Origin of the sequence: Enterobacter sp. PTB (assembly GCF_051130085.1) — a bacterium.
GTDB lineage: Bacteria > Pseudomonadota > Gammaproteobacteria > Enterobacterales > Enterobacteriaceae > Enterobacter > Enterobacter ludwigii.
In genome coordinates, this window is the sequence record NZ_JBDKEE010000011.1 from 164,660 (window position 1) to 175,880 (window position 11,221).

Here is an 11,221-nt window from a genome sequence, read left to right on the forward strand (position 1 = left end):
ACAAAAAAGCACCCAAAAAGGTGCTTTTTTACGCGTTATTAACATGCTGGCATTACTGTTGCAGTTCTTTTTCAGTGAACAGATCGGCAAACAGTGCGGTGCTCAAGTAACGCTCACCCGATGAAGGCAGGATAACCACAATATTCTTGTTGGTAAAGGCCTCATCTTCCTGAAGTTTGAGCGCTGCCGCAACAGCAGCACCGGAAGAGATGCCCGCCAGAATACCTTCCTCGTCCATCAGGCGACGTGCGGTAGAGATAGCTTCTTCGTTGGTGATGGTCACCACTTTATCAATAAGCTTCAGATCCAGGTTGCCCGGAATGAAGCCGGCACCGATCCCCTGAATTTTATGTGGGCCGGGTTTGATCTCTTCGCCCGACAGCGCCTGGGTGATCACCGGCGAGTCGGTTGGTTCCACGGCAACGGTAATCAGGTCTTTTTTACCTTTTGTGCCTTTTATATAGCGCGACACGCCAGTCAGGGTTCCGCCGGTGCCTACACCGGAGATAAATACATCAACCTGACCGTCGGTATCTTCCCAAATCTCCGGGCCGGTGGTTTTTTCGTGAATTTCCGGGTTCGCTGGGTTGCTGAACTGCTGCAGCAGCAGATATTTCGCCGGATCGCTGGCAACAATCTCTTCTGCTTTCTGAATCGCACCCTTCATGCCTTTGGCACCTTCGGTCAGCACCAGGTTCGCGCCCAGCGCTTTCAGCAGTTTGCGACGTTCGATGCTCATGGTTTCAGGCATGGTCAGCGTCAGTTTATAACCGCGCGCCGCCGCAACATAGGCCAGTGCGATACCGGTGTTACCGCTGGTCGGTTCAACCAGCTCAACGCCTGGCTTCAGCACGCCACGTTTTTCAGCATCCCAAATCATATTTGCACCGATACGGCACTTCACGCTGAAGCTCGGGTTACGTGATTCGACCTTCGCCAGAATGCGTCCATTACCGATACGGTTCAGTCGAACCAGGGGCGTATGACCGATAGTCAGCGAGTTGTCTTCATAAATCTTACTCATGGCCTGTCCTTAACTGTATGAAATTGGGATACCGTCCCAGCATACCTGTTGAACAGGTAGGGGGAAGTAAGGAATTCGCATATCTATATACTGCAAGGAAATAATGGGGATCAGTATGGAATAAGGGGCGGCATAAGCCACCCCCTTTTTACACATTTTTGCATTACTTCCATAACGCGTGCTTAGCACGGTAGCAGTCAACCCACATCGCCGTTGCGCCGCAAACGGCGACCGGCATGATGAACAGGTTGAGCACCGGGATCATGGTGAACAGACTGGTCAGCGCCCCGAACTGCATATTCGCGACTTTTTGCGTACGCAGGGCGCTGCGCATCGTTTTGAACGGCACCTTGTGGTTATCGAACGGATAATCGCAGTACTGGATTGCCAGCATCCAGGCGCTGAACAGGAACCACAGCACCGGGGCCACCGTCTGACCGACGCCAGGGACAAAATAAAGGATAAGCAGCACAATGGCGCGGGGAAGATACCAGGCAAACTTCTGCCATTCGCGCTTCATGATGCGTGGGATATCTTTCATGATCCCCAGCATGCCCGTATCCGGCGGCGTTGCACCGGTAAGACGTGCTTCCAGCTGTTCTGCCAGGAGGCCGTTAAACGGCGCAGCTATCCAGTTTGCAATCGTCGAGAAGAAGTAGCCGAACACCAGCAGCACGGAGATGACCGCAACCGGCCAGAGCAGGTAGTTCAGCCACTGCAGCCAGTCCGGCACATGGCTCATCAGCGAAGGGATCCAGCTCTCCAGTCTGATGAACAGCCACCAGAACGCGCCGCCCATCAGGATAATGTTAATCAGCAACGGCAGAATGACGTAGCGACGAATCCCCGGCAGTGAGACCAGTTTCCAGCCCTGAGAAAAATACCAGACGCCGCTGCGCGGGGGAGAAGATGATGTTGAAACCATAACCAGGCTGTACTCCTTTTTTCACAACCAGTGGAATTGCCCGCCTATATTATCCACTTACGGACCAATGACCAGTTCGGAAATGTTCGAAAAAACAGCAAAAAGCACGATTTAGTTCATCTTTATGCTGTGAATGCTCTGCACACACTTGCACTTGACGTAAACGGCAAATACTCTTAGTGAGTAAATGTTTGCCGTGGTGGCAAGGTGTTAGAACAACAGAGAATATAATGATGCAGGATTTGCGTCTGATATTAATCATTGTTGGCGCGATCGCCATAATCGCTTTACTGGTACATGGTTTCTGGACCAGCCGTAAAGAGCGTTCCTCTATGTTTCGCGATCGCCCACTGAAGCGCATGAAGTCCAGTCGTGATGACGATGACAGTGAAAATGACATCGACGGAAGCGACGACGACGGCGTGGGTGAAGTTCGTGTTCATCGGGTCAATACTGCGCCCGGCGCGGCTCATGGGGAGCATGAAGCCCCTCGTCAGCCTCCGCAGCACCAGTATCAACCGCCGTATGCTTCTGCACAGCCGCGCCAGCAGGCGCCGCAGCCTGGAGAAGAGCCGGTGCGTCAGCCGCCGCAACAGCCTGTCCATCAGCAGCCTGCTGCGCCACAGCCGGTTCAGCAACAGCCTGTGCAGCAACCCGCGCCACAACAGCCTGCGCAGCCGGTACACCAACCGCAGCAGCCTGTTCACGTGCAGCCTGCACCTCAGCCTGCGCCGGCCCCGCTCGTTGAACCAGAGCCCGTGGTTGAGCCAGAACCGGTTGTTGAAAAACCGCAGCGTAAAGAAGCGGTCATCATCATGAACGTGGCTGCGCATCATGGCACCCACCTGAATGGCGATGTCCTGCTTAACAGCATTCAACAGGCAGGTTTCAAGTTTGGCGACATGAATATTTTCCATCGTCACCTGAGTCCTGACGGTAGCGGTCCGGCGCTGTTTAGCCTGGCCAATATGGTTAACCCTGGCACCTTTGACCCGGAAATGACCGGTGATTTCGTGACGCCGGGTGTCACTATCTTCATGCAGGTGCCGTCCTACGGTGATGAACTGCAAAACTTTAAGCTGATGCTGCAGTCCGCGCAGCACATTGCTGACGAAGTCGGTGGTGTGGTGCTCGACGATCAGCGTCGTATGATGACGCCGCAGAAACTGCGCGAGTATCAGGACCGCATCCGCGAAGTTAAGGAAGCCAACGCGTAATCATCGCGTTTACATCGACTCCTCCTCAACCCCCGCATGTCGGGGGTTTTTTCTCATTGATGGTGTGATATGGACTCAATCGAACAACAACTCACTGAACTGCGAACCACGCTTCGCCATCATGAATACCTCTATCATGTTATGGACGCGCCGGAAGTGCCGGATGCGGAGTATGACCGTCTGATGCGCGAGCTGCGCGAGCTAGAGGCGCAGCACCCGGAATTGATTACGCCCGACTCACCCACGCAGCGCGTGGGTGCGGAGCCGCTGGGTGCTTTCAGTCAGGTACGTCATGAAGTGCCAATGTTGTCTCTGGACAACGTCTTTGATGAAGAGAGCTTCCTCGCGTTTAACAAGCGCGTGCAGGATCGCCTCAAAAGCAGCGACTCCCTGACCTGGTGCTGCGAGTTGAAGCTGGATGGTCTGGCGGTCAGCCTTCTCTATGAAAACGGTGTGCTGGTGCGTGCCGCGACGCGGGGTGATGGTACGACGGGTGAAGACATTACCACCAACGTACGCACCATCCGTGCGATCCCGCTGAAGCTGCAAGGGGATAATATTCCAGCCCGTCTGGAAGTGCGCGGTGAAGTATTCCTCCCGCAGACGGGCTTTGAGAAAATCAACGAAGAGGCGCGCCGTACCGGCGGGAAAGTGTTTGCTAACCCGCGTAATGCGGCGGCAGGCTCCTTGCGCCAGCTTGATCCCCGTATCACCGCGAAGCGACCGCTTACTTTCTTCTGCTATGGCGTCGGGATTCTGGAAGGCGGTGAACTGCCGGATACCCATCTTGGACGTTTATTGCAGTTTAAAGCGTGGGGCCTGCCGGTGAGTAACCGTGTTCAGCTGTGCGACTCCCCGGAAGCCGTGCTGGCGTTCTACCACAAAGTGGAAGAAGACCGCCCGACGCTTGGTTTTGATATTGATGGCGTGGTTATCAAGGTTAACTCACTTGCGCTGCAGGAGCAGTTAGGCTTTGTGGCGCGCGCGCCACGCTGGGCAGTGGCGTTTAAATTCCCGGCGCAGGAGCAGATGACCTTTGTCCGTGACGTGGAGTTCCAGGTGGGCCGTACGGGCGCGATTACCCCGGTTGCCCGTCTGGAGCCGGTGCAGGTTGCCGGCGTGCTGGTGAGTAACGCCACGCTGCATAACGCCGATGAAATTGAACGTCTCGGCCTGCGCATTGGTGACAAAGTGGTGATTCGTCGCGCGGGCGATGTTATCCCGCAGGTGGTGAACGTGGTTGAGTCAGAGCGTCCTGACGATACGCGCGCCATCGTGTTCCCGACGCATTGCCCGGTATGCGGATCTGACGTTGAGCGCGTTGAAGGTGAAGCGGTGGCTCGCTGTACGGGTGGCTTAATCTGCGGGGCACAACGTAAAGAGTCACTGAAGCACTTCGTTTCCCGTCGGGCGATGGACGTCGACGGAATGGGCGACAAAATTATCGATCAGCTGGTAGAGAAAGAATATGTTCATACGCCTGCAGATCTCTTTAAACTGACCGCGGGTAAACTCACGGGTCTTGATCGCATGGGACCGAAGTCGGCCCAGAATGTGGTTAATGCCCTGGATGCTGCCAAAGAGACGACTTTTGCCCGATTCCTTTATGCGCTCGGTATTCGCGAAGTGGGCGAAGCCACGGCGGCGGGGCTGGCGGCGTATTTCGGTACGCTGGAAGCTCTGGAAAAAGCGAGTATTGACGAGCTGCAGAGAGTCCCGGACGTGGGAATTGTCGTCGCGACGCATGTCTTTAACTTCTTTGCCGAAGAGAGCAACCGCGAGGTGATCGGCAAGCTGCTGGAAGAGGGCATCAGATGGCCGGCTCCGGTCGTGGTCAACGCTGACGAGATCGACAGCCCGTTTGCCGGCAAAACGGTCGTGCTGACCGGCAGCCTGAGCCAGCTTTCCCGTGATGATGCTAAAGCGCGACTGGTTGCGCTGGGCGCAAAAGTGGCAGGCAGCGTGTCGAAGAAAACCGACCTGGTTATTGCCGGGGAAGCCGCCGGTTCGAAGCTTGCTAAAGCTCAGGAGCTGGGCATTGAGGTTATCGACGAAGCGGAAATGATGCGCCTGTTAGGAGAGTAACGTGGAGAAAGAGCAGCTCGTTGAGATCGCCAACACGGAGATGCCATTCGGTAAATATAAAGGCCGCAGGCTGATTGATTTACCGGAAGATTATTTGCTGTGGTTTGCCCGCAAAGATGGGTTCCCGGCTGGACGACTGGGTGAGCTGATGGCTATCACGTTACTGATTAAAACCGAGGGGCTGACGCAGTTGGTTCAGCCCCTGAAACGTCCTTAAGCTTTCGCGGCGCGGGTCTCTTCCTGCGCCTGTTTTTCCGTCTGGCGTTTGTAACGACGCGCCAGCACCGCGCAGACCATCAGCTGGATCTGATGGAAAATCATCAGTGGCAGTACCATCATCCCTATCATTGAGGTCGGGAAGAGAATGTTTGCCATAGGAATGCCGTTCGCCAGGCTCTTCTTCGAGCCACAGAAGACAATGGTAATTTCATCGGCTTTGTTGAAGCCGCACTTGCGGGCCACAAAGACGTTTACGCCAATCACAATCGCCAGCAGAACAAGGCTGACCACCACGATAAACAGCAGCGAGCCTGCGCCCACCTTATGCCAGATGCCATTCACAACCGCTTCGCTGAAGGCCGAATAGACCACCAGCAGAATCGACGACTGGTCGGTTTTTGAGATCCATTTTTTGTGCTTTGCAACAAACGCGCCCGTCCACGGACGAGAGAGATGACCCAGCACAAACGGCAACAGCAGCTGCAGACAGATTTTACCTACCTGTTCCAGGTTACCTTCCGCGCCGTGCATGTTCATCAGCAGACCCACCAGCAGCGGCGAAACGAAAATCCCTAACAGGCTGGATGCCGACGCTGAACAGACTGCGGCTGCGACGTTACCGCCCGCCAGAGAGGTAAACGCGATAGCGGACTGCACGGTGGCCGGCAAAATGCACAGATACAGGAAGCCGGTATAAAGGGCCGGGTCGACATTCACCGGCGCCCACCATGCGAACAGCACGCCGAGTACAGGGAAGAGGATGAACGTGCTGCACATCACCCACAGGTGCAGTCGCCAGTGGCTCCCCCCCGCAATAATGGCTTCGCGCGAGAGCTTTGCGCCGTGCATAAAGAACAACAGCGCGATGGCCGCGGTCGTCAGTCCTTCAAAAAAAGGAACGAACCCGCCCCGCGCAGGGAAGAAGGAGGCCAGTAATACCGTGACAACCAGAGTAAGCGTAAACGGATCAAGAATACGAAATAGTTTCATAATGACTCCTGAAAACAGATATCGCTATTGTGCTTTTTTCTGTTTGAGAAATAAAATTGATTTATTGCATCCATTCATGAATTAAACAGATGAATTATTCCTTACGCCAGCTTCGCATCTTCGTCACCGTAGCCCATGCCCGCAGCTTCAGTCGGGCAGGGGAGATCATCGGCCTGAGCCAGTCCGCGGTAAGCCACAGCGTGAAAGAGCTGGAGAGCCAGACGGGTGTCCGGCTGCTTGATCGCACCACGCGTGAAGTCGTGCTCACGGAAGCCGGACAGCAGCTGGCTCAGCGCCTTGAACGGCTGCTGGACGAACTCAACAGTACGCTCAGAGATGTAGGTCGACTGGGGCAGCAGCTGTCGGGTACCGTGCGGGTTGCGGCCAGCCAGACGATATCCGCGCACCTTATCCCGCAGTGTATTGCAGAGGGTAATCATCGCTATCCGGATATCGATTTTGTTTTGCATGACAGGCCGCAGCAGTGGGTGCTGGAGAGCATCCGTCAGGGTGATGTGGATTTTGGTATTGTTATCGATCCCGGTCAGGTGAGTGACCTGGAATGTGAAATTGTGCTTTCTGAGCCGTTTCTGTTGCTTTGCCGGGACGACGATCCGCTAGCCGCGCAGCCGTCTGTTCACTGGCAGGCGCTGCAGGGAGCGAACCTGGTATTACAGGATTATGCCTCGGGCAGCCGTCCGCTGATTGATTCTGCGCTGGTGACGCAGGGCGTTGAGGCGACCATTGTGCAGGAGATTGGACACCCGGCAACGCTGTTTCCCATGGTGGAGGCCGGCATAGGGATCAGTGTATTACCCGCCCTGGCGCTCCCTTTGCCGCAGGGAAGCCGTCTGGTCGTGAAGCGACTGACGCCTGCTATTGAGCGAAAACTGATGCTGGTACGGCGAAAAAACCGTTCGCTCTCCGGGGCTGCGCAGGCTATCTGGGAAGTGGTGCGTATCCAGGCGCAACGATTAACCGAGGCCCGTATACGCGATCCACTGTTTAACTCAACAGAGCGTTAGACGTAAATGTCTATTTGATGATTGTCTGATGCGTTCTTCGGACCTTCCACGTTGACCAGACTTTGCTCTTGTTTCTTCTGGGTTTCTTCCGCCTGCTGGCGCTGCAGCTGTGCGAGCTGTGCCTGCAGCACTTTGATTTGCACCTGGATAAGCTCCTGCTGCTTCTTCTTCTCTTCCGCACTGCCGGAACCGTTCGCAACCTCTTTTAGCTGTTGAGTCAGCTTGGTTATCTTGTCAGTGATGCGGCTGATTTGGGCAGCGATATCGTTGCCGCCGGAAGAACGACTCCCGCCACCGCTGGTTTGAATGGGCTGGGTTGTAGCCTGAATGGTCGTCATACTTTTTCCTCTCGCTGTAAAACAGAGGTATCGGCGCCAACGCAATTAGCTTGAGCAAAACTGCCATATCTGGCAGGGAAAGGTATTGATACCAAATCAGTATTGATGGTGCAGAGAAAGTGTATTGGAGGTAACCCGCAGGCTCCAGATATAAGACTAAGGTCATGCGATCGGTGATATCGCGATCTTAATTCTCAAGGAGCTTTTATGACCCTCTCGAATAATCCCTGGTTCTCTGCCGACATCATTCGTGCCGCTAAACCTGATTTCACTCCGCGGGTTGCGTTTATTCTCGGCTCAGGTCTTGGCGCGCTCGCCGAGCAGATTGTTGACGCTGTGGTACTGAGCTATGAAAAACTGCCGGGCTTCCCGGTGAGCACCGTTCACGGTCACGCCGGTGAGCTGGTGTTGGGGCATCTTGCCGGTGTTCCGGTCGCCTGTATGAAAGGGCGCGGTCACTTCTATGAGGGCCGCGGCATCGCCGTCATGACCGATGCAATCCGCACCTTCAAACTGCTGGGCTGCGAACTGCTGTTCAGTACCAATGCCGCCGGTTCATTACGTCCGGAGGTTGAACCGGGAAGCCTGGTTGCCCTCAGCGACCACATCAACACCCTGCCGGGTACCCCGATGGTCGGGCTGAACGATGACCGTTTTGGCGACCGTTTTTTCTCGCTGGCCAATGCTTATGACGCAGATTGCCGTGCCCTGCTGCAGACCGTGGCGAGCGAGAAGGGCTTTCCATTGCATGAGGGGGTGTTTGTCTCTTATCCAGGCCCTAACTTCGAAACCGCGGCTGAGATCCGCATGATGCAGATCATCGGCGGAGATGTGGTGGGAATGTCAGTGGTGCCGGAAGTGATCTCGGCGCGCCACTGTGGCCTGAAGGTGGTCGCCGTTTCGGCCATAACCAACCTTGCTGAAGGTCTGAGCGATGTAAAACTGTCGCATGAACAAACGCTTGCCGCAGCCGAACTCTCTCGCCAGAACTTCATCGATCTTATCTGCGGTTTTCTGCGCCAGCTTGCCTGAGCGAAACAACACCGTGGCCCGTGAGGGCCACTCTGCTATAAGGAATCGGGTATGAACATCACGACGCGCTTAAAGATGATGTCCTTTATGCAATATTTTATCTGGGGAAGCTGGCTCGTTACTCTCGGCGCTTACATGATTAACACCCTGGGTTTTTCCGGCTCTGACGTGGGTATGGTCTACAGCTCGAAGGGGCTTGCCGCGATCGTGATGCCCTCGCTGGTGGGCATTATTGCCGATAAGTGGCTGCGGGCAGATCATGCATACGTGATTTGCCATCTCGTCTGTGCCGTTGCGCTTTGCTATGCCGCGCAGGTCAATGAACCGGGGCTGATGTTCTGGGTCATGCTGGTTAATGCCATGGCCTTTATGCCAACCATTGCGCTTTCGAATACCCTTTCCTACTCCTGTCTTGAGCAGGCAGGGCTGGACACGGTGACCCATTTTCCAACGGTGCGGGTCTATGGCACGGTAGGCTTCATTGTGGCGATGTGGGCCATAAGCCTGATGGGGGCAGAGTTAACTAACATTCAGCTCTACATTGCTGCTGCCGCGTCGCTGGTACTGGCGCTCTATTCACTGACGTTACCGGCCATTCCGGTGGCGAAGAATAAAACCTCATCGACGCTGGCAAGCAAACTTGGCCTGAATGCGTTCGTCCTGTTTAAACAGCCCCGAATGGCGGTGTTCTTTTTGTTTGCGATGCTGCTGGGCGCCGTGCTGCAAATCACCAATACTTTCGGTAGCCCCTTTCTGCATGATTTTGCGCGTAATCCGGCGTATGTGGAAAGCTTTATCGTTAAATACCCTTCTATTTTGCTCTCCGTCTCGCAGATGTCAGAGGTGCTGTTCATCCTGACCATTCCTTTCTTCCTCCGACGTTTTGGCATAAAAACCGTGATGCTGATGAGCATGGTGGCCTGGATGCTGCGGTTTGGACTCTTTGCGTATGGCGATCCTTCCGCGACAGGCGTCGGCCTGTTGATGCTGTCAATGCTGGTCTATGGTTGCGCGTTCGACTTCTTCAACATCTCCGGCTCGGTGTTTGTCGAACAGGAGGTAAGCGCTGATATCCGCGCCAGCGCGCAAGGGCTGTTTATGACGACCGTTAACGGTATCGGTGCTTATTTCGGATCGGTATTGAGCGGCGCGGCGGTAGATTATTTCTCCGTGGACGGGGTGAAAGACTGGCAGACCATCTGGCTGGTATTTGCGGCGTATGCGTTGGTGCTCGCCGTGGTGTTTTATTTCAGCTTTAACTATCGCCACATCAGTAAAAACAGCGAGTTGCGCACAGTTGCGCATTAAAGTTTTCCCGGCAGGCGGTGAAAGGCTTTAAGGTGGGAGCATAAGTGTTATCGCCAGGATATGTGTTGATGGAACGCGTCTACCGAACCGACCTTAAGCTGCTGCGCTATTTTCTGGCCGTCGCTGAGGAACTTCATTTTGGACGGGCTGCGGCCCGTCTCAATATGTCGCAGCCGCCGTTGAGCCTGCATATAAAAGAGCTGGAGAGTCAGCTCGGTACCTTACTGTTTATTCGCCACTCACGAAGTGTCGCCTTGACCCATGCGGGTAAAGTATTGATGGAAGAGTCCCGTCGACTGCTTGCCAGCGCAAACCAGGCACTGGCGCGGGTCGAACAAATTGGACGGGGTGAGGCGGGGCGGATTGCGCTGGGCATTGTCGGTACCGCCATGTGGAGCGAAGTGCGCACGGTCATGCGCACATTTTTGAAAGAGCATCCGAACGTTGATGTTGTCTTTCGCGAAAAGTCGCCGGTAATGCAAATGGCGCTGCTGGAGCGTCGGGAGCTGGATGTCGGGATCTGGCGAATGGCAACCGAGCCCACTGCAGGATTTACCAGTATCCGCTTACGGGATGCGGCATTTCTGGTTGCGCTGCCGGAGGATCACCGGCTGGTGGGGGAAAGCGCAATTGCGCTCACCGAACTGCAGAATGAGTACTTTGTTACTATGCCGTCTGCGCATTCTGACTGGTCGTTCTTACAGCGAGTGTGTCAGCAGGCCGGTTTTTCACCGATGATAGTGCGTGAAGCCGATGAACCGCAGACGGTGCTGGCAATGATCAGCATGGGAATGGGGATTACGTTAGCTGCTGACAGCTATGCGCAAATGCAGTGGCCCGGTGTGGTATTTCGTCCATTACAGGTACGTATACCGGCAGATTTGTATGTGGTGTATGACGAGAAGCAGGCGACACCGGCGATTAAGTCGTTGATAGCAACGTTGACGGAAGAGTGATGTTATACCGCAGATAGCAAAAAAGCGCCTTTAGGGCGCTTTTTTACATTGGTGGGTCGTGCAGGATTCGAACCTGCGACCAATTGATTAAAAGTCAACTGC

Annotated in this window: 11 protein-coding genes; 7 read left to right on the top strand and 4 right to left on the bottom strand. The window is 54.9% G+C overall.

The window, feature by feature from the left end:
* Positions 1–52: 52 nt before the first annotated feature.
* Both cysK and cysZ read right to left on the bottom strand, forming a co-directional pair.
* Positions 53–1,024: a cysteine synthase A gene (cysK, locus tag AAIR21_RS15450; RefSeq protein ID WP_049023280.1), complete on the bottom strand. Its 972-nt coding sequence runs from the start codon at positions 1,022–1,024 to the stop codon at positions 53–55.
* A gap of 163 nt (positions 1,025–1,187) precedes the next feature.
* Positions 1,188–1,949 (bottom strand): sulfate transporter CysZ, encoded by a 762-nt coding sequence (cysZ, locus tag AAIR21_RS15455; protein WP_182268914.1) that lies wholly within the window; start codon positions 1,947–1,949, stop codon positions 1,188–1,190.
* Between the two features lie 230 nt (positions 1,950–2,179).
* Here cysZ and zipA point away from each other — a divergent pair, with 230 nt between their 5' ends.
* The 3 genes from zipA (at position 2,180) to AAIR21_RS15470 (ending at position 5,468) form a co-directional block, all read left to right on the top strand.
* Positions 2,180–3,166, top strand: a complete 987-nt coding sequence (zipA, locus tag AAIR21_RS15460) for a cell division protein ZipA (RefSeq protein WP_020883089.1) — start codon at positions 2,180–2,182, stop codon at positions 3,164–3,166.
* A 69-nt stretch (positions 3,167–3,235) separates the two neighbouring features.
* The gene (ligA, locus tag AAIR21_RS15465; RefSeq protein ID WP_182268915.1) at positions 3,236–5,251 is read left to right on the top strand and encodes an NAD-dependent DNA ligase LigA; all 2,016 of its coding nucleotides are present in this window, start codon (positions 3,236–3,238) and stop codon (positions 5,249–5,251) included.
* A gap of 1 nt (position 5,252) precedes the next feature.
* On the top strand, positions 5,253–5,468 hold the full coding sequence (locus AAIR21_RS15470) for a DUF3820 family protein (RefSeq protein WP_014171082.1): 216 nt from the start codon (positions 5,253–5,255) through the stop codon (positions 5,466–5,468).
* Here AAIR21_RS15470 and AAIR21_RS15475 read toward each other — a convergent pair.
* Entirely contained in the window at positions 5,465–6,460 is a 996-nt protein-coding gene (locus tag AAIR21_RS15475; RefSeq protein ID WP_014171081.1) for a bile acid:sodium symporter family protein, read from the bottom strand. The two genes, AAIR21_RS15470 and AAIR21_RS15475, sit on opposite strands and share 4 nt — an antisense overlap.
* 89 nt (positions 6,461–6,549) lie before the next feature.
* Here AAIR21_RS15475 and AAIR21_RS15480 point away from each other — a divergent pair, with 89 nt between their 5' ends.
* On the top strand, positions 6,550–7,485 hold the full coding sequence (locus AAIR21_RS15480; RefSeq protein WP_044868007.1) for a LysR family transcriptional regulator: 936 nt from the start codon (positions 6,550–6,552) through the stop codon (positions 7,483–7,485).
* Here AAIR21_RS15480 and AAIR21_RS15485 read toward each other — a convergent pair.
* Positions 7,482–7,823 carry a FlxA-like family protein gene (locus AAIR21_RS15485; RefSeq protein ID WP_113656105.1) on the bottom strand — a complete coding sequence of 114 codons (342 nt, stop codon included), beginning with the start codon at positions 7,821–7,823 and terminating at the stop codon, positions 7,482–7,484. The genes AAIR21_RS15480 and AAIR21_RS15485 overlap by 4 nt on opposite strands.
* Positions 7,824–8,030: 207 nt before the next feature.
* Here AAIR21_RS15485 and xapA point away from each other — a divergent pair, with 207 nt between their 5' ends.
* The 3 genes from xapA to AAIR21_RS15500 all read left to right on the top strand — a co-directional run bounded on the left by xapA (position 8,031) and on the right by AAIR21_RS15500 (position 11,119).
* Positions 8,031–8,855, top strand: coding sequence for a xanthosine phosphorylase (xapA, locus tag AAIR21_RS15490; RefSeq protein ID WP_014171078.1), 825 nt, complete (start codon positions 8,031–8,033; stop codon positions 8,853–8,855).
* Between the two features lie 51 nt (positions 8,856–8,906).
* Entirely contained in the window at positions 8,907–10,163 is a 1,257-nt protein-coding gene (locus tag AAIR21_RS15495; RefSeq protein WP_182268916.1) for a nucleoside permease, read from the top strand.
* Positions 10,164–10,231: 68 nt separating this feature from the next.
* Positions 10,232–11,119 carry a LysR family transcriptional regulator gene (locus AAIR21_RS15500; RefSeq protein WP_020883096.1) on the top strand — a complete coding sequence of 296 codons (888 nt, stop codon included), beginning with the start codon at positions 10,232–10,234 and terminating at the stop codon, positions 11,117–11,119.
* Positions 11,120–11,221: the final 102 nt, after the last annotated feature.